Source organism: Bacteroides sp. MSK.20.82, assembly GCF_019052485.1.
In the GTDB taxonomy this organism is placed as follows: Bacteria; Bacteroidota; Bacteroidia; order Bacteroidales; family Bacteroidaceae; genus Bacteroides; species Bacteroides thetaiotaomicron.
Genome location: NZ_JAHQUN010000038.1, coordinates 35,188 through 55,919, shown reverse-complemented (window position 1 = coordinate 55,919; position 20,732 = coordinate 35,188). Strand labels below are relative to the sequence as shown.

General features: G+C 39.1%; 14 protein-coding genes. 11 read left to right on the top strand and 3 right to left on the bottom strand.

Features of this window, described 5'->3' with window-relative positions; translation table 11 throughout:
- The 5 genes from KTR07_RS21520 to KTR07_RS21500 form a co-directional block, all read left to right on the top strand.
- The coding region (locus KTR07_RS21520; RefSeq protein ID WP_217315502.1) for a hypothetical protein at positions 1-767 on the top strand (767 nt) is incomplete at its 5' end.
- 307 nt (positions 768-1,074) lie between these two features.
- Positions 1,075-4,236 carry a TonB-dependent receptor gene (locus tag KTR07_RS21515; protein ID WP_062695864.1) on the top strand — a complete coding sequence of 1,054 codons (3,162 nt, stop codon included), beginning with the start codon at positions 1,075-1,077 and terminating at the stop codon, positions 4,234-4,236.
- Between the two features lie 11 nt (positions 4,237-4,247).
- On the top strand, positions 4,248-6,263 hold the full coding sequence (locus KTR07_RS21510) for a RagB/SusD family nutrient uptake outer membrane protein (RefSeq protein WP_113748007.1): 2,016 nt from the start codon (positions 4,248-4,250) through the stop codon (positions 6,261-6,263).
- Positions 6,264-6,282: 19 nt separating this feature from the next.
- Positions 6,283-7,491, top strand: coding sequence for a DUF5000 domain-containing lipoprotein (locus KTR07_RS21505; protein WP_055219075.1), 1,209 nt, complete (start codon positions 6,283-6,285; stop codon positions 7,489-7,491).
- Between the two features lie 20 nt (positions 7,492-7,511).
- Positions 7,512-8,804, top strand: a complete 1,293-nt coding sequence (locus KTR07_RS21500; protein WP_062695862.1) for a DUF4998 domain-containing protein — start codon at positions 7,512-7,514, stop codon at positions 8,802-8,804.
- 144 nt (positions 8,805-8,948) lie between these two features.
- On the opposite strand, the gene KTR07_RS21495 is transcribed toward KTR07_RS21500, so the two are convergent.
- Positions 8,949-10,676: a right-handed parallel beta-helix repeat-containing protein gene (locus KTR07_RS21495; protein ID WP_225709856.1), complete on the bottom strand. Its 1,728-nt coding sequence runs from the start codon at positions 10,674-10,676 to the stop codon at positions 8,949-8,951.
- Positions 10,677-10,875: 199 nt separating this feature from the next.
- On the opposite strand from KTR07_RS21495, the gene KTR07_RS21490 reads away from it, so the two are divergent.
- Genes KTR07_RS21490 through KTR07_RS21480 form a run of 3 tightly spaced genes read left to right on the top strand, consistent with a single transcriptional unit; the run spans position 10,876 to position 14,546 of the window.
- Entirely contained in the window at positions 10,876-11,547 is a 672-nt protein-coding gene (locus KTR07_RS21490) for an SGNH/GDSL hydrolase family protein (protein ID WP_055219082.1), read from the top strand.
- A gap of 31 nt (positions 11,548-11,578) precedes the next feature.
- Positions 11,579-12,484: a glycerophosphodiester phosphodiesterase family protein gene (locus KTR07_RS21485; RefSeq protein ID WP_113748006.1), complete on the top strand. Its 906-nt coding sequence runs from the start codon at positions 11,579-11,581 to the stop codon at positions 12,482-12,484.
- 37 nt (positions 12,485-12,521) lie between these two features.
- Complete coding sequence (locus KTR07_RS21480; RefSeq protein WP_117981538.1) at positions 12,522-14,546, top strand: glycoside hydrolase family 97 protein; 2,025 nt, start codon at positions 12,522-12,524, stop codon at positions 14,544-14,546.
- A 155-nt stretch (positions 14,547-14,701) separates the two neighbouring features.
- Here the strand turns inward: KTR07_RS21480 and nadA are convergent, their stop codons facing one another.
- Entirely contained in the window at positions 14,702-15,640 is a 939-nt protein-coding gene (nadA, locus tag KTR07_RS21475) for a quinolinate synthase NadA (RefSeq protein WP_008762783.1), read from the bottom strand.
- A 491-nt stretch (positions 15,641-16,131) separates the two neighbouring features.
- On the opposite strand from nadA, the gene KTR07_RS21470 reads away from it, so the two are divergent.
- Positions 16,132-16,659, top strand: a complete 528-nt coding sequence (locus KTR07_RS21470) for an RNA methyltransferase (protein ID WP_008762785.1) — start codon at positions 16,132-16,134, stop codon at positions 16,657-16,659.
- A gap of 382 nt (positions 16,660-17,041) precedes the next feature.
- Here the strand turns inward: KTR07_RS21470 and KTR07_RS21465 are convergent, their stop codons facing one another.
- Positions 17,042-17,617, bottom strand: a complete 576-nt coding sequence (locus tag KTR07_RS21465) for a DUF4294 domain-containing protein (RefSeq protein WP_032814169.1) — start codon at positions 17,615-17,617, stop codon at positions 17,042-17,044.
- A gap of 145 nt (positions 17,618-17,762) precedes the next feature.
- On the opposite strand from KTR07_RS21465, the gene KTR07_RS21460 reads away from it, so the two are divergent.
- Together KTR07_RS21460 and KTR07_RS21455 are read left to right on the top strand one after the other, a co-directional pair.
- The gene (locus KTR07_RS21460; protein WP_113748004.1) at positions 17,763-19,811 is read left to right on the top strand and encodes a helix-hairpin-helix domain-containing protein; all 2,049 of its coding nucleotides are present in this window, start codon (positions 17,763-17,765) and stop codon (positions 19,809-19,811) included.
- A gap of 111 nt (positions 19,812-19,922) precedes the next feature.
- A complete protein-coding gene (locus KTR07_RS21455; RefSeq protein WP_008762787.1) occupies positions 19,923-20,696 on the top strand; it encodes a radical SAM protein in 774 nt (257 codons plus the stop codon).
- The last annotated feature ends 36 nt before the right edge of the window (positions 20,697-20,732 follow it).

Sequence of the window (20,732 nt, the reverse complement as noted above, 5' to 3'; positions counted from 1 at the left end):
GTATAACAATATTATTTACATCATGTAATACAAATTATTTCGATGATTATGAAAAAGAAGAAACTACTACTATAATGACTAGAGTCGTACAAGATCCTCTCCATCCTATCATAAATGGTGAGAATATTTATGGAAATTGGATTCAGCTATTTTACATTCATCCCACTCAATATATTGGAAAATGGAATATTTATCTTCAATATCAAAGTGGTGCAGAATGGAAATATTATAATCCAAATGGTGGTAATACTCCATATATTGTATTATCAGGTGAAGCTTTAAATTCATATATAATACCTTTTAGTGGAAATTATTTGCCAAAAGGAAATCCTGTTATAAGAATATGTGTAGACGAATATGCACCAAATGGCTCTAGAAGCACTTGGTCAGAACCTTACCAACTAAAAGGCTATAATCAATGTGGATTAATTCCAGCACCCAATTTTGATGGACTCGGAAGTTCTGTATTAGAACTTTATGGAACTCTGCGACCTCTTATATCAGGTGTTCATTCAGCAAAAATAATTTTTGCTATAAATGGTATTTTTGAGAATTCTCCAATTACAAAACAATATAAAATAGAATGGATTCCGGGAACATACTATTTTAGCACTAAACTAGGGATAGAACCAAATCAAAACTATACATTAAGTTATACTGTCACATATTATGATTATACAGGAAAAGCATTGTTTCCGATTGATAAAGGTTCTTATTCTATAAATGTAGGCTATTCTAATTATTCTTCTTTGAAAATTTTCGATTAAGCAATAAAAAGATACAAAATTTCTACTTTGAATAGTTCGATACAAATTAATATAAATACAGGAAATATTATTTATAATACTCCTAATCAAAAGTATTTTGCAGTAAATACGTTATTTTTTGCAGCGTTTATACATCATTTAAACAATGCAAACACCTAATTTTGACTCATTGAATTTATGAGAATAATCACATTTAAATCTAATAATATATGAAACGAATTCGAGAATTTCCACCGTTAACAAGACAACAGTCTAGTTGTCAGAAGTGTATTAACCTAGTATTAATTTAAAATTATCCATGAAAAACATGAAAGAAAGAACTTATTCATTCTTTAAAATGAATCGGCTGATTCTGGTTCTACTCTGTCTTTTCTTTGCGACGAATATATACGCGCAAAACAGAGAAATAAGAGGTATGGTAACCGGTGATGATAATGAGCCTTTGGCAGGAGCCACTATTACAATTAAAAACAGACAAGGTGGTATAATTGTAGACATCGATGGAAAATTCACTATAAAAGCGAAAACCGGAGAGATACTAGTCGTTTCATTCCTTGGTATGAAAAAGCAGGAAGTAAAAATAGACAATAAAGATTTTTATGCTATCAAACTGCTTCCTGAAACCAACGAGTTCGACGAAGTGACAGTAGTCGCTTTTGCCAAGCAAAAGAAAGAGAGTGTCATCAGTGCTGTCTCTACAGTAAATCCACAGGAATTGAAAGTGCCAAGCAGTAACTTGACAACCGCCCTTGCCGGAAGAATGTCCGGTCTGATCGCTTTTCAGACATCAGGCGAACCCGGTAAAGATAATGCCCAATTCTTTGTACGTGGCGCTACAACATTCGGATACAAGAAAGATCCGTTGATTCTGATCGATAACATTGAATTGAGTACGGACGACCTCGCCCGCCTAAATGTGGATGATATTGCACAGTTCTCCATTATGAAAGATGCTACAGCCACTGCTTTGTATGGTGCACGCGGAGCAAACGGAGTAATCCTTGTGACTACTAAACAGGGAACAGCTGGAAGACCTAAAGTGTCTGTTCGCGTAGAACAGTCGGTATCTACTCCCCGAAAAAAGGTGAAGTTGACAGACCCTGTCAATTTTATGAAACTGAACAATGAAGCGGTTAACTCACGACGTGATCCCAACAATCCTGCTGCCAGTGCCAACTACACTGTATATAGCCAAGAAAAAATAGAAAATACCATTGCCGGTACTAATCCATATTATTATCCGGCAGTAGACTGGTATGATGAGTTATTCAATGACTATGCTCTCTCCACAAGAGTAAACGCCAACCTGAGTGGTGGTGGTAGTGCAGTACGCTATTATGTAGCAGCTTCTTACACCAAAGACGGAGGAGTAATCAAAAATGATAAGCTTAACAATTACAACAGTAACATCAACTGGCAACGTTATTCTGTCCGGTCAAATATCAATATGGACTTAAGTAAAACTACGGAATTTGCCATTCGTGTCAACGGAAACTTCGATGATTATACCGGCCCGCTCGACAGCGGTGAAGGACTCTATAAAAAGGTAATGAAAACCAGTCCTGTCTTATATCCTAAAAGTTATCCGGCAACAGACGAGTATGCCAATAACACGCATGTACTGTTTGGTAATGCCAATAAAGGAGCTTACATCAATCCTTATGCAGATATGGTAAGAGGATATAAAGAATCCAATAACTTATTGGTGGCCGCACAAGCCGAACTGAAACAAAAACTGGATTTTATTACCCAAGGATTGGATGCCAGAGTTCTGGTCAGCACCACCCGTTCTTCTTATTCCGACCTCACCCGTGCCATTAATCCTTATTACTATCAGGCCAACTATGATAAAACGAACAATAGTTATACGCTGACCAATATTGTAGAAGGAGAAGAGTATTTATCCTATGACCAAGGTGCTAAGAACATCAACACCACCAATTATATAGAAGCAGCCGTCAGCTATGGCCGGACATTCGGTGCACACGCTACTAGCGGAATGTTGGTATATACCCGCCGAGAAGAAAAAAGGTCAAGCGAAAAGACCTTGCAACAATCATTACCACGTAGAAACCAGGGAATTGCCGGACGTTTCACTTATGCTTATGATTCAAGGTATTTTGCAGAATTCAACTTCGGATACAATGGTTCCGAACGTTTTGCCGCCCATGAGCGTTACGGCTTTTTCCCTTCTTTCGGTCTTGGTTATATCATTTCTAATGAAGACTTCTGGATACCGCTACGAAATACAGTGGACAAACTAAAATTCAAATTGACTTATGGACTGGTAGGTAATGATGCTATCGGAAGCTCGGAAGACCGTTTCTACTATTTGTCGGAAGTGAACCCCAACGATGGAAATCGCGATCAATTCTTCGGAACAGATTATGATAATCATATGAACGGCGTATCTGTTTCCCGTTATCCCAACATCTATATCACTTGGGAAAAATCGAAGAAAGTAAATTTAGGTTTTGAACTGGGTATGTTCAACAGTGCTTTGGAAATCCAGACGGACTTCTTCTATGAACGCCGTACCCAGATTTACCAACCTCGTGCTCATATTCCATCTAGTATGGGACTTTCTGCCGGAGTAAGCGCAAACATAGGTGAAGCATCCTCCCGAGGAATTGATTTGTCTGCCAACTATTCTTATATTGCCAACAAAGATTTCTGGATAAAAGGAATGGGAAACTTCACACTCGCCAAAGGTAGGTATGAAGTTTATGAAGAACTGGATTATGCCAGTTACGGACAAGGATACCGCTCCAGAATCGGGCAGGCTATCAATCACAATTACGGATATATTGCCGAACGCTTGTTTATTGATGTAAACGATGTTGCCAACTCTCCCTCACAGACAAGTTTCAATGGTGGAGCTATGCCGGGAGACATCAAATATAAAGATTTGAATGGCGACGGAAAGATTACAGATGAAGACCAGACTTTCCTCGGCTATCCTAATCAGCCGGAGATTACCTATGGCTTCGGATTTTCTGCCGGTTACAAAGGGTTTGACCTTTCTATGTTCTTCCAGGGAAATGCAAGAGTATCTTTCTTCATCGATCCCAGAAATACATCCCCTTTTGTAAATTATGATGCCGGTGATCGTATAGGCGTACAGCAATGTTTAGATGTCATTGCTAACGACCATTGGTCTGAAAACAACCGCGACATATATGCATTCTGGCCTCGCCTGTCTCCCACACTTGTTGATAATAATATGGTAACAAGCACCTGGTGGATGCACGACGGTTCATTCCTCCGTTTGAAAACAGTAGAATTGGGATATACATTCTCACAGAAAGCCTTGAAAAAAATAGGCGTGCAATCCTTACGCTTATATTTGACAGGAAGCAACCTGCTGACCTTCAGTAAATTTAAGTTATGGGATGCAGAAATGGGAAATAATGGTCTGGGATACCCCATCCAGCGAGTATATAATCTTGGCATTAACATTAACTTCTAATAAGCAACGATATGAAAAAATTTACGAAATATATTCTATTCATCAGCTTGGGCTTGCTTTGTTCCTGTTCGGATTATTTGGACATCGTTCCCGATAACGTGACAACATTGGACATTGTATTTAACAACAAGAATACAGCCCAGCGTTACTTGGCAAATTGCTATCATTTCGTCCCCGATCATGGTTCCGTTAAACGCATACCCGGTATGGGAGCCGGACACGAATGTTGGTTTTATACCGACAAAGATTCTTATTTTGATAATGAAGTCAGCTTTTACATAGCCCGCGGATTGCAGAATACAAATGCGCCATATGCCAACTATTGGGATGGAGAAGGAGGAAGTAAGCTTCCTATGTTCCGTGCCATCCGGGAATGTAATATTTTCCTAAGTTATGTGAGAGATCAGCATAAAGTAAACGACCTGACGGATTCGGAACGAAAGAGATGGATAGCCGAAGTAAATGTACTGAAAGCCTACTATCATTTCTTCTTGTTTGAGCACTACGGCCCTATCCCTATTGTAGACGAAGCTCTCCCCGTATCAACTTCGTCTGAAGGAGTAAAAGTAACCCGTATGCCGGTAGACCAGGTAGTAGACTTTATGGTAAAATTAATAGATGACTCTTACAAAGACCTTCCGCCGGTCATCACTATGGAAGCTACTGAAATGGGACGTCTGACGCAGCCTGCCGCACTCGCCCTAAAAGCCAAAATCCTATTATGGGCAGCCAGTCCTCTCTTCAATGGCAACAAGGAGTATGCAAACTTTAGAAATAAAGAAGGAAAACCGCTCATCAATCAAGAATTCAGCCGTGAAAAATGGGTAAAAACCGCGGAAGCCTGCAAAGCGGCAATCGAATCAGCAGAAGCCAACGGATGCAAGCTTTACGATTGTAGCATGGATATGTCTTATAGTCAGGATTTACCCGAAGAAATATTTTACAGTATGAATATCCGTCAGACGGTAACAGAACGTTTTAACCCCGAATTGATATGGAGCGTAGGCAAACAGGGTACCAATGAACTGCAAAACCTATCGATGGCTTGTATTGTTCCTTCTTTGCAACAAGGAAGTGGAAACGGTCAAGTAACAGGCAGTATTTTGCAAAGCAGGGCAGCAGGTGTATATGCTCCTACACTGGAAACAGCGGAACAATTTTACAGTAAAAATGGAGTGCCCATTGACGAAGACAAAGAATGGTTAACAAGCGGAAACTATGATAATCGTTACACAACCCGACAAGTGACTAGTGCTGATAAATATAACATGCGAACAGGCTGGACCACTGCCGTACTTCACTTCAACAGAGAACCCCGCTTCTACGGGTCTCTCGGTTTCGATGGTTCCACTTGGTATGGTAACGGACGTACAGATGTCAATGACTTGAATTATGTAGATGGTAAATATGGAAGAAACTCTGGAAACAAATGGGGATTTAACTACTCCATTACAGGTTATTTCGCTAAAAAAGTAGTATATTATCAAAATGCTATAACTCAATCTTCACAAGTAGTCTACGAATACCCATTCCCTATTATCAGATTAGGCGACTTGTATCTAATGTATGCAGAATCACTTAATGAAGCTGCAGAAGGTGATAATAATGTACCGGAAGAAGTTTATACATACCTACGGAAGGTACGTGAACGTTCCGGATTGAAAAAAGGTGTACTTGGACAGACCGAAGATATAGGAGATGTCAGAGTAGCATGGGAAAAGTACAGCAATGATCCTACCAAACCTAAAACTAAAGATGGGATGAGAAGTATCATCAAACAGGAACGTAAAATTGAACTTGCGTTGGAAGGACATCAATACAATGATCTCAGACGATGGAAAGACGCTTCAAAAGAACTGAGTAAATCCATTAAAGGATGGAACGTACAAGGAGAAATAGAAGAAGACTTTTATAAAGTCACAACTCTTTTTGTTCCTCGCGCATTTACAACTAAAGACTATTTGTGGCCTATAAAAAAACAAGACTTACAAGTAGACGACAAATTAATTCAAACGTATGGATGGTAATTATAAACATCGAAAAACAATGAAAAAAAGAATCTTATATTATATATGGATGGCATGTGCGGCAGTATTGCTACACAGTTGCGAAGATGTAGAAACTCATAAACCTTATGGGGATGACAGTGGACATGCTCCTGGTACAGTACAAGTGACTTCCTATGAACAAATTCCTGGTGGAGTGACATTGAAATTCACTGCTCCAACAGACGAAGATCTATTGTATATCAAAATAAAATATACACTTGACAATGGAAAAGAAATGGAAGCACGTGCTTCTCTCTATACTGATGAAACGACAATAGAAGGTTTCGGTAATACGAACCCGAAAAAATTAGTAATTTCAGCCGTTAACAAAATGGAGAAAGAAGGAGAAGCTATCATCACCGAAATAGTACCTGGAAAACCGGCATACCTTACTGCCATTGAAGAAATAGAGGTAAATCCTACATTCGGAGGTATTTATATACATACTACAAATGGAGGCAGAAACTATCTCATCTTTGATGTCTCTACAAAAGATTCAAAAGGTAATTGGAATGTAGAACATACAGAATATACTTCTGTAAAAAACATCGGCTTTACACTCCGAGGGTTCTCTGCCGAACCACATGATTTTAAAGTCCGTGTCCGCGATCTATATGATAACCAGTCAGAGGAATACTTAACAACCTTGACACCACTATATGAAGAAAAATTGGATTTGACCAAATTCAAAACTTTCTATCTAGCCAATGATATAAAGATGGACAACGCAGGTCATACTTTGGAGTCTTTATTCAATGGAGATCATGGATTAAACAGTTGGAATTATGCTCACGGTTATGACTTTAATCCTTCCGAGTTTCCTGTATGGTTTACATTCGATATGGGTCAAACCGCTCAATTAAGCCGCTTCACCTCATGGCAACGCTCCATGGGAGGTAGTTATTACTATCGTGCAGGTGCTATCAAAGAATGGGAAGTATGGGGACGTTCTGATTTACCATCTTCGGACGGAAGTTGGGACGGATGGACCAAACTGGCAGATTGTGAAAGTATAAAACCTTCCGGATGGCCCGCCGGTTCAAATTCAGAAGAAGATATAACATATGCTAGTAAAGGAGAAGAATTTGAATTTCCGGCAGATATTCCTCCAGTAAGATACATTCGATTTAAAATACTTTCTACTCATGACGGTGCCGGATTGGTAGTTATGCAGCAACTTTGGTTCTACGGAACCCCGATACAATAACCTTTTAACAAAGCAAAAGTATGAAAAAAATAAATATATTGATTCTCTGTAGTATCCTGTGCTTTTTCTATTCGTGTAATGGCATGCTGGATGGTATTCAGCCTTATCTAGACGAGGGAGAAAAAATCTATGTAGGAAAACTTGATTCACTCAAAGCTTTTACTGGAAAAAATAGAATCAAAATAGAAGGGAAAATGATGTACGGTGTAAATCAGGTAAAATGTGTTATTAGTTACAAAGATCCTATTACATTGGAAGAAAAGTTTAAAGAGTTTCCAATAGAACGTACGGAACCACGAGAAACCTTCGAATTTATGTTAGAGAATTTAACAGAAGGACAATATGACTTCTCGATAGTCACCTATGATCCCAAAAACAACACATCTATCCCGACAGAGGTATCTGCTTATGCATATGGCGAACTATACCAACAAGCATTAACCAACCGGATTTTACATAGTATCTCTCCTGAACAAAAAGAAATTGTAAATGAAAGTGGACAATCAGAAAGAATATGGGCAGCCAAACTGAATTGGAATATATCAAGAGGAGACGGTTTAGTAGGCTGTAACCTTGAATATGAACGTCAGGACGGAACTTTAGGCTCGAAATATATTTCAGTTGACGAGACTACAACAGAACTCGACAATTTTAAAGCTGATGGAATACTCCGGTACAATAGTATATATAAACCGACAACAACTTCCTTGGACGAATTTGTTACAGAATATAAAGAAGTTACATTGCCTTCCCAAAGTTACATTGGCATTACAAAAGACCTAACCAGTCTTTATATTAAGAATGCCGGATATCCATTTAGAGGATATGATGTAAGCAATAAATGGGGAAAACCTTACGATTGGAAATGGAATGAAGTTATGGAAACTAAAAATGCCAATGGAGGTGCCGGCTTCACAGAATACAACGATGGAACAATTCAGTTCGAAACAACACAATGGAGTCAGGGATATTATGACAACGGAAAGATCTGGCAAACATTTACTTTACCAGAAGGAAAGTATGAAATGCGTATCGAAGTAAAAAACGCCGCAAATATAGGTTCTGGCAGTACCAATATCCATTTTGCTGTAGCTCAAGGCGAATCACTACCCGACAATGAAGAATTGGAAAAGTCAGACATTATCCTCTCTTACCTCAAATTTGAGTCAGAACATACTAATAAAACATCTGCCTTACCTATATTTGAACTAACAGAAGAAAAAACTATTACCGTAGGCTGGGTAGTATCTTTCTCAGATATCTGTAGAAATATAGAATTTAAGTCAGTAAGATTGTGGAGTGTAGCTGAATAAAGTTCTTCATTTTATTAAACTATTCATCAAATGTTATTCTTATAAAAATAAACCCTGGAAGTTTGTATTATAAATTTCCAGGGTTTACTATAATCAAATCTTTTACTATATATTTATCTATTTCTTTTAAAATTGAAATAGAATTCATTTAAATAGGTGGTGCAACTGTACCCGATTTTCTTTTATTGTAACTTCATTACAATTATACATCTGAATAAAATCAGACTCTTTATTTTTTTCAGTATCTAGAGAATAAATCAAATTATGACGTATCATCAAGCCATCAACAGCTTTCGCTCGAATGGCACATGAGCTATTTTTTCTCATATAAAAATAATTTTCTTCAATAGTAATATTTTTATGAACCGCCCCTTTATATTCTCTATTCTCCGGATCAATGCTAATAATCGGTTCTCCACAGTTTAAAAACGTATTTTGACGAATAGTCAAGTCGTGTACCGGTCCTGACTCATACCAACTTAATCCATCATTGGCTACAAATATTCCACTCATCTGCATGCCGTAGAATGTATTTCCTTCTATCAGAGACTTACGTCGTGTTGTGATAAGAATCCCTCTGGTTGGTACTCTTGCAAAGTAATTGTTTGTAATCCGCACTTCCGGTGTCCACGTCAGGTTCTCAACAACCAGGTCTTTCTGTTGCATTACCTCCGAAGAGAGTGGACTTGACAGAGTGAGTTCCATTTCTCTTGGTGTTACTAATTTTGCCTCTTTTACTTTACATTTCCCTACTACCAACAAAGAACGTGAATCAACAAGTTCTATATCGTCTCCTTTAAAAAAGGCTTCAAATCCAAAAGTCTGATCATGCATAAAACGAAGTTTTAAACGATTGTCCGACAAAAATTCTATTACTCGCAAATGTGTACCATGTATATTGATAGGATCATCGTGTGCACCTACAAAACGGGAATTCTTAATATCAATCATACCACGGCAACCAGAAACCTGAATAAAATCAGCAAATCCCGCATTAGTACGTCCTGAACCTGGACGAGGAGCAAAGTTACAACGATCAACAGTAATATTCTCACTGTATTGACAGACTACCCCGAAATTTCCTAAATAATAGAAGTTGATATTCTCCAACAGTATTCCCTTACTCCTGTTTACAAATCCACTCACTTCGTCACGGAAAGAGTCGCGCATCTGAAAAATAGTATGTAGTCCTACTTGTGGTTTTGCTTTATATTGCAGATATAACACATTTGGACGAAGTTCTACTGTACGAAGCAAATTCTCCATCGGACTCCACGAACGCCAAGTCATTTCACTTATACGGTCATACGACTGCGCTATTCCGTTCTTAAAAGACCAACCATCACCATACCACTCCAACTGTTCGTCTACAATCCGATATTGGGATGTGGGATGTACCTGAACAATCAAATAATCATTCCCCTCTTCCAATACTTCAACCTCCGTTTGAGTAGGATGTTTATAATCTATATTAAAATTTTTCAAAACAATACCTTCACATTTATCAAGTACGAAACTTGTCATTTCACCATTCATCAATAAAGTTGACCCACAACCATCAATAGTGATATTCTTTAATGTATTAAGATACAATCCGATATGTTTAGTCGGATCAGGATCATCCAACTCAGAAGTCGTATTTGATATATAATATAACATTTGTGATGATTTCGCACGGTCTAACTGATAAATTCCCGGTGAAAACTTTACAGTAACTGGCCTCCCTTTACAGTCAGCAGCTTTTTTTAAAGCTAACGCTATATTTTCAATATCTTTTCCCTGCTCCGGAAAAACCTCTATTATCCTAGACTGGGCAAAAATAGCCAACTGGATGAACCAAACGCTCATCATAAACAAAATGTACTTTTTCATGATATTGATCTTTAAATTTTACTTTTTTCACAAAGATAGAAATTATCTATACCTTATTATAAACATAAAGCAATCAAAAAATAGAATGTTTGCTGCAAATATTTCATTTTTTGATTGCTTTGTACACATATAATCTTTCTGCTATTACCTAATTTTGTATCCGAACCTATATAACATAACCCATTAAAAAAAGAAAATAATGAAACACACTTTTATTACATTTATTCTACTGTCACTTTGTATTTTCACTTATGCACAGAAAAAGATTGCACGTGAATATATCGAATGGTCTGATATTTGGATTCCCGGAGCTAATAAAACAGATCTTCCACATGTATTGCTCATCGGTAATTCCATCACACGCGGATATTATGGAAAAGTAGAAGCAGCATTGAAAGAAAAAGCATATGTAGGGCGACTCTCTAATTCGAAAAGTGTAGGTGATCCGGCTTTAATCGAAGAATTGACTGTAGTACTCAAAAATACTAAGTTCGACGTTATCCATTTCAATAATGGTTTGCACGGATTCGATTATACAGAAGAAGAGTATGATAAAAGTTTCACAAAATTAATCAAAATCATTCGTAAATACGCCCCTAAAGCCAAGTTGATTTGGGCAACCACCACTCCCGTCCGTACCGGAGAAGGAATGAAAGAGTTTGCCCCTATCACCGAACGGTTGAAAATACGTAATCAGATTGCCTTGAAACATATCAATTATGCTGGCATAGAAGTGAACGACTTATGGAAAGTAGTCATCGACCATCCCGAATATTATGCAGGCGGAGACGGGACACATCCGATCGACGCAGGGTATTCAGCTTTAGCAAATCAAGTGATCAAAGTTATAAAGAATGTATTAGTACATTAAACCTTATTCATTCTATTTTAATATGGCAATAATGAAAAATCAAAAATCAACTCTATTATTAATTATCTGTTGTTTATCAACCTGCATAGTAACGGCACAACAACACGTAGAAACAATTAAAAATACTTTCTTAAATCCAAAATCAAACAAAGTGTTAGTTGTTGCTCATCGGGGAAATTGGCGTAGCGCACCGGAAAATTCAACTGCTGCTATTGACAGCGCCATTGCTATGAAAGTAGATATTGTAGAAATTGACATTCAAAAAACAAAAGATGGACAACTGATTCTAATGCATGATAATACACTAGATCGTACTACCACTGGAAAAGGAGAAATTAAAAACTGGACTCTGGCAGATATAAAAAAGTTAAAATTGAAAGATAAGGATGGAAAAGTAACAAATTATGTTGTGCCCACTTTAGAAGAAGCTTTGTTAACAGCAAAAGGAAAAATCATGGTTAATTTGGACAAAGCATATGACATTTTTGACGATGTATATGCTATATTGGAAAAAACCGAAACCCAAAATCAAGTAATCATGAAAGGAGGACAGCCTATAGAAACTGTCAAACGAGAATTTGGTTCTTATTTGGATAAAGTTTTATATATGCCAGTAATAGATTTAGGTAACAAAGAAGCTGAGAAAATAATCACAGACTATTTGAAAGAATTACGTCCTGCTGCTTTCGAAATTATTTATTCAGACCCCAAAAATCCGCTTCCTCCAAAAATAAAACAATTCCTTTTTAAGAAAAGTTTGATTTGGTATAACACATTATGGGGATCACTTGCAGGAAATCATGATGATAATCTTGCACTGACCGATCCGGAAAAAAGCTACGGTTATCTGATCGAACAGCTAGGAGCCCGGATTTTACAAACAGATCAACCTGCTTATTTGCTCGATTATTTAAGAAAAAAAGGTTGGCACAATTAAATTAATAACATCTTTAATTCTCAATAAAACACATTATATGGATAAGAAAAAAATCAGTTATTTAATACTCCTTTGTTTATTCTCTTTAAGCTGCACGCTACAGGCAGAGAAATATGAAACGGTTTCTCCTAACGGAAAACTGAAGATTAAACTGAAAATAGACAATGGTACCCAATATGAAGTATGGTACGATAATACACAACTTATACTTCCTTCTCCCATCGGTTTACATCTGGCGGACGGCAGAGTAATCGGCAACGGAAGTGTAAAGTCGGCAAAGAAAAGAAAGGTGAATCAGACTATCGACGTCCTTGTTGGTAAAAACAAAGAATTACAGGATACTTATAATGAACTCACCGTTTCTTTCAACGACAGCTGCGACCTTGTAGTACGTGCTTATGATGAAGGAGTGGCCTATCATTTTGCCACCCGTCTCAACGGAGAAATTACGATCATCAGTGAAGATGCCATTTTCAACTTTACTTCCACCCCGACCATCTATTATCCGGAATGCGATGCTAATTATTCCGGCGAAACGGATCAATCCGGACGTACCCATCAGGTGCATCAAGGATATAGAAACTTTGAAAGACTCTATAAAGTCTACAAAGGTCCGTTGGAAATTCCTTACGAACGTTTTGCCGTTTCTCCGGTATTATACGAATATCCCGATTCTCCCTATAAAGTGGTCGTAACGGAATCAAATATCTATGATTATCCGGCTCTGTATATGGAATCCAACGGCTACAACTCCATGCGCGGAAAATGGGCTAACTACCCGAAAGAAACAATAGACTCCGATCCGTCCAATCCTTACTACTGGTATTCCAATCATTTGGTTGTTACCAGAGAGAATTACATCGCAAAGACTGATGGAAACCGTAGTTTTCCGTGGCGTGTCATCATCGTTTCGGAAGATGATAAATCATTATTGAACAACGAACTGGTATACAAACTGGCCGATCCTTGCCGTCTGACCGATACCTCCTGGATTCAACCGGGAAAGAGTGCATGGGAATGGTGGCACAAAGCCGTTTTGGAAGGTGTTGACTTCCCAAGTGGAAACAAGCAACTTTCTCTCCAGTTATATAAATACTACATAGACTGGGCTTCAAAGAATCATATCGAATATATGACCTTGGATGCCGGATGGTCCGAAGATTACATCAAAGAACTATGCTCATACGCCAAAGAAAAGAATGTGAAGATTATCGTCTGGACATGGGCTAGTTGTGCCAGAGAGAATCCAAGTGACTGGATCGCCAAAATGCACAGCTACGGTGTATCGGGAGCAAAGATCGACTTTTTCGAACGGAATGACCAAATAGCCATGCGATGGGGAAAAGAATTTGCAGAACGCCTGGCCGAAAAGCAAATGGTAGCTATTTTCCACGGTTGCCCGGTCCCTACCGGATTGCATCGCACGTACCCTAATATACTGAACTATGAAGCAGTAAGAGGAGCGGAATGTAACTTCTGGGAAAAGACGTTAACTCCCGAATATCACACTCGTTTTCCTTTCATCCGCCTGTTGGCAGGACCGGCAGATTATACTCCGGGATCCATGAGAAGTGTCACTCAGGATGAATTCAGACCGATGGATATAGATAATACTCCGCCTATGAGCATGGGAACACGTTCGCATGAATTGTCCATGTTTGTCATTTACGACCAATGGATGGCTTATTTATGTGACTCACCCACCGAATACAATAAATATCCGGATGTACTCGACTTCCTTTCCAAAGTTCCCGCAGTATGGGATAAGACCTTGCCATTAGAAGCAAAGTTAAGCGAATATATCGTAACAGCGAAACAAAAAGGCAATGACTGGTATGTGGGCGGAATGACCAACTGGGATGCCCGTTCTACAGAAGTGAACCTCAGCTTCCTGAAAGACAATGTCTCCTATCAGGCAACTATCTTTAAAGACGCTCCGAACTCCTACGAGCAACCTAAAGAATACATGGTAGAGAAAAGAACAGTGGATAGTAAAACTATATTGAATATAAATATGGCAAAAGGCGGTGGATTCGTTATTCGTTTGGAAGCAGAAAACTAATATCGCTATGAATAAAATTTAAATGAGATAATTACATCTCAAAGAACGGTACCATCTGATACACGGAATGGTACACTCCAATACATTAAACGGTACCTTCCAACATACTGGATGGTACCGTTTGATGTATTGGAAGGTACCGTTTGTATATCCTATCATAATCCCAGCTTCGCCGAAATCTCCAGCATCCGCTGAATAGGCCTCACTGCCTTCTCCGCTATTTCGGGATCTACGGTAATCTCCGGTGACTCATTCTTCAGACACTCATAGAGCTTCTCTAACGTATTCAACCGCATAAAGCTACACTCGTTACATCCACAGGTGCTATCGTTCGGAGGAGCGGGGATAAACGTTGTCTGCGGACACTTCTTCTGCATCTCATGCAAGATACCCGATTCGGTAGCCACGATATACGTATTCTCCGGGTGGTTCACCGCATACTTCAGCAGTGCAGCTGTAGACCCTACCACATCTGCCAGTTTCAGCACCGTACTTTTGCATTCGGGATGTGCCAGCACCAATGCTTCCGGATGCTGCGTTTTCAATTCCACGATCTTTTCCACCGAAAACTGTTCGTGCACATGGCAGGCTCCGTCCCAAAGCAGCATATTCCTGTTCGTAACTGAGTTGATATAATTTCCCAGATTCCGGTCCGGACCAAAGATTATTTTCTCATCTTTGGGAAAACTTTCCACGATCTGCCGGGCATTGGTGGAAGTCACCACCACATCCGTTACTGCCTTCACAGCAGCTGTCGTGTTCACGTACGAAATAACGGTGTGCCCCGGATGCTCTTTGACAAACTGCGCAAACTGATCCGCCGGACAACTGTCCGCCAGCGAACAACCCGCTTCCATGTCGGGCACCAGCACTTTCTTATCCGGACAAAGCACCTTCGCCGTCTCACCCATAAAGTGAACGCCGCACATCACAATGATGTCCGCCTCCGTTTTGGCAGCCAGTTGAGCCAACGCCAGACTGTCGCCAACGTAATCGGCGATATCTTGTATTTCACCCTTCTGGTAGTAATGGCCCAGAATGATTGCATTCTTTTCTTTCTTCAGCTCGTTTATAGCCTTTATGAGATTATTCATAATAATATTCTTTTATTTCTTCCTTTTAAAAAAAATCCTTTGTTAGTGATGATAGCCTGTTAATAGTGTTAGCAAATAAATACGATTTTTCTTGCCGAATAAGTTATTAGTCCATACTTCTGCTTTATAAGTCCGTTATGAACGGAAGGAAAGGTGGAAGATTGACTATTTATTATCTTCATTATCAATGCAAGCCCTATCAAATGGGAGAATACTATTAACTCCCTGTTGATAAAGTGCAAAGTTAAAAACTTTATGGATATAAACAGGCAGATAAGTGCTGAAAAATATGTTGATGTCTGCATAGAAAGTTTCGTCTTTGTTTTTTGGAATGTTCATAATGAAGGCCCCTTATACCTTCTTTTGAATAATGCAAGAATTATTTTTCAAATTCTTTCCCGATTGTTTTGACAGGTTTTAAACCGTTATCAACACCTCTGTTAACAGAAAAGAACTACCTTTGCAACCGAAACGTAATAAATGAACAACGTATGCGAAAACTGAAAATAACAGAGCTGAACCGTATCAGTGCCGAAGAGTTTAAACAAGCAGAAAAACTGCCTCTGGTGGTAGTGCTGGATGATATTCGTAGCCTGCATAATATAGGTTCGGTATTCCGCACGTCGGATGCTTTCCGTATCGAGTGTATCTATCTGTGTGGAATAACGGCTACCCCTCCCCACCCCGAAATGCATAAGACGGCTTTGGGCGCAGAGTTCACTGTTGACTGGAAGTATGTTAATAACGCTGTTGATGCTGTTGATAACCTCCGTAAAGAAGGATATATTGTTTATTCGATAGAACAGGCGGAAGGCAGCATTATGCTGGATCGACTCGAACTGGACAAGACGAAGAAGTACGCTATCGTAATGGGAAATGAAGTGAAAGGGGTGCAACAGGAAGTGATTGATCATTCGGATGGTTGTATCGAGATTCCCCAATATGGTACCAAGCATTCTCTGAACGTGTCTGTAACAACGGGCATTGTCATCTGGGATTTGTTCAAAAAGCTGCGTTGACGGTGTAAAATCAGTCGGTTAATAATTAGTTAATAAGTGGTTGATATCATAGTTAACTTGCTATTAACCAACTATTTTTTTCTGTTCATAATTATGTGTGATGATAAGAATATTGTAGCAACTTACTCTTGGTTGAGTCTGATTGATTCAGTGTTTATTAACCATCCTGTTTCAAGCTGTTATCAGATGGCATCACAGCTATTAATAGCTGACTTCTCAACTATTAATACTTGTCATACAGACTATTAACAGTTGACTTGTCAGGTGTTAATACCCTGGAAGTCAGATAAAGCAGGGTAATTTTCCTATGGTGATAGTGGAATTAGATTTAATAGAAATATGATGGTTAATAACAACGTTGATAACCTTATGACAAGGTGAATCAGATTTGTCCGTTCTCTACCAGCAGCACAACTCTTTCCGTCAGTTTATCTTCTCCCAACGGATCATATTCCTTTTTCAGACTGGCACCGAACAGTGCGGCAAATGTCTGATAGAATCCTGCTTTGAAAGGTCCCATAAAAGCTTTCACCAGTTCATAACTGGTGGAATTACTTTGGCGGTCTATCAATTTAATCAAGAGTTTGCCTTGTGTAAAAGAGAGTTTCTTCATCCGTGCGGTATATTGTTCCTTCAGTCCTTTTTCCACCCGTTTGAGATGTTTTTGGCGAGCCTTCTCGTTGGGTAATGTCTGAAGATACTCGTAAGTTTCAATAATAGCCTGGTTAATTTCTTTGGAGATAGGATATACCTTTTTTACGTTACGTACCAGCCGGTAGTATTCCAGCCGTTCTTTTTCGTTTTTGAATTTTAGCGGGCGGAAGATATAAACAGTCCTTAACTGGACACATGGAATGGTATCTCCGTTGTAGATACACATTGGAACCAAGTATCCGTTGATAGTTTGCCTGTCCTGTGCCTGCATCTTCGATGAACAGACCATAGCAAATGCCATCATTATTACTATGTTAAGTCTCCTTTTCACGTTACAAAAATAAAATTAAAATTTTATTATTCAGACATTTCTTTTAGACGTTAACCTATTTAAAGTATCTTTGCGCCCTTGTCTGTAAAAACGCAAGGTGTAAACAAATAATTTATTGATGAAAACTACTCAACTATTTCGGTTGATAAGTATTATAAACAGCCTGTTCATTATTCCTGCTTGTAGTGCTCAAAACCCTTCTCAAAGTCTTATAGAAGATATTTTTGAAGATTTATCTGTTAATAATAGTGTTGATAATGCTGTTAATGAACCCAATTGGGAGAATGAACTGGAAGAACTGTCCGTCCGCCTTCACGAACCTGTAGATTTAAACCGGGCTACCCGTCAACAACTGGAACAATTTCCTTTTCTCAGTGATATTCAGATTGAACATCTGCTGGCTTATATATACGTGCATGGGCAGATGAAAACCCTTTATGAACTTCAGTTGATAGAGGATATGGACAGGCAGACTATTCAGTATCTATTGCCTTTCGTATGTATCAAAGCGATTAACAATGAGTCGTCTTTTCGGTGGAAAACTATGTTGAAAAGCGCAATGAAGTATGGAAAGAATGAAGTGATAACTCGCATAGATATACCGTTTTACAAGCGAAAAGGTTATGAACATACCTATTTGGGACCTTCTGTTTATAACTCTGTTAAGTATGCTTTCCGTTATCGCGACCAGCTCTATGCAGGTTTCGTTGCGGAGAAGGATGCCGGAGAACCTTTCTTTGCTCTGCACAATCGTCAAGGGTATGATTATTATTCTTTTTATCTCTTACTCAAAGATTGTGGGCGGTTAAAAACATTGGCTGTTGGTAACTATCGGTTAAGTTTCGGACAGGGATTGGTGATCAGCACGGATTACTTACTGGGAAAGACCGTATATGCTTCTTCTTTCAACACCCGCAGCGGAGGAATCAGGAAACATTCTTCTACTGACGAAACTAATTATTTTCGGGGAGCGGCGGCAACCTTAAGCATTACAAAGCAATGGAGTATATCCGGCTTTTACTCACACCGTTCGCTGGACGGTGTGCTGACCGATGGCGAAATAACTTCTATCTACAAAACCGGACTACACCGCAGTCAGAAAGAAGTCGATAAGAAGAACGTATTCACCATGCAGCTGACTGGTGGAAACGTGAGTTATCAACAGAACCGTATCCGGCTGGGTATCACCGGTATTTACTATGTTTTCAACCGACCTTATGAACCGCAATTAACAGGTTATTCCCAATACAACATTCATGGAAATCAGTTCTACAATTTAGGAATAGACTATGCTTACCGCTGGCATCGCTTTTCTTTCCAAGGAGAGACGGCTATGGGAAAACAAGGCAGTGCTACTTTGAACCGTCTTCAGTATTCACCGGTGGAAGGAACTCAGTTGATGATCGTACAACGATACTACTCATATAATTATTGGGCTATGTTCGCCCATTCTTTTGGAGAAGGAAGTGCGGTTCAAAACGAACAGGGATATTATCTGGGGTTGGAAACTTCCCCTTTCCGCCATTGGCACGTCCTTGCTTCCTTCGATCTGTTTTCTTTCCCGTGGAAGAAATACCGGATCAGTAAACCTTCCCGAGGTATGGACGGATTGCTTCAGGCTACGTTTACTCCGCACAGTAATCTGACAATGTACTTGAAATATCGTTATAAACAGAAAGAGCGTGACTTGACAGGTAGCAAAGAAAACCTAACGCTTCCTATTTTTCATCACCAACTTCGATATCGTTTGAACTATTTTTATGGAGATGTGTTTAGCTGTCGTACAACTTTAGATTACAACCATTTTCATTCTCAAGACAGGGCTGCTAGTAAAGGATATCAAGTTACACAAATGATGTCCTCCCAACTGCCTTGGACCAGGCTGTTTGCTGACGTTCAAGGCAGTTATTTTTCTACAGACGACTATGATTCGCGGGTATATGTATCAGAAAAGGGATTGCTTTATACATTTTACACTCCTTCCTTTCAAGGCCGTGGATTTCGCTGTGCTGTTCGTCTGAGATATGAACCGAATGAACATTGGATGTTTATAACTAAATTCGGAGAAACCGTTTATCTCGACCGGAATGAAATAGGTTCCGGCAATGATTTAATCCTTGGAAATAAAAAAGCTGACGTACAAATGCAACTCCGTATTAAGTTTTAAAGTATCTTTGCCTCTGGATATTATGAAATAGTAAATGATAAAATAATGTGAGTTTGATGTGATAAACGTTCGTATTGATATTGAACTCATATTAAAACAATTAATAAAAAGATGACTATTATTTTTCCTTCACCCATCTTCGGCCCTGTTCATTCCCGCCGCTTGGGTGTGTCTTTGGGAATCAACTTATTGCCGGAAGACGGCAAAGTCTGCTCGTTCGACTGCATTTATTGTGAATGCGGCTTCAATGCCGACCATCGTCCGAAGAAGCATCTGCCCACTCGTGAAGAAGTGCGCATCGCCCTGGAAGAAAAGCTGAAAGATATGCAGAAGAACGGTCCCGCCCCTGATGTACTCACATTTGCCGGAAACGGTGAACCGACTGCCCACCCTCATTTTCCGGAAATCATAGAAGATACACTGGCACTTCGTGACCACTATTTCCCGAATGCAAAAGTAAGTGTATTGAGCAATTCTACCTTCATTGACCGTCCTGCAGTATTCGATGCATTGAACAAGATAGATAATAATATCCTGAAGCTGGATACGGTGAACGAAGAATACATTCATCTCCTGGATCGTCCCAACGGGAAATATTCCGTAAGGAAGATCATCGAAAAGATGAAAGAATTCAAAGGAAATTGTATTATTCAGACTATGTTTCTGAAAGGTAGTTACCTTGGGAAAGATATGAATAATACATCCGATGAGTTTGTGCTCCCGTGGCTGGAAGCAGTCAAGGAGATAGCTCCCAGTCAGGTAATGATCTATACGATTGACAGGGAGACTCCCGATCATGATTTGCAGAAAGCCACTCATGAAGAACTGGACCGGATTGTAGAATTGATAAAGCGAACGGGAATTCCGGCAACAGCATCCTATTGATCGCTTACCTGAGATCATTTTAAACACATAAAACCC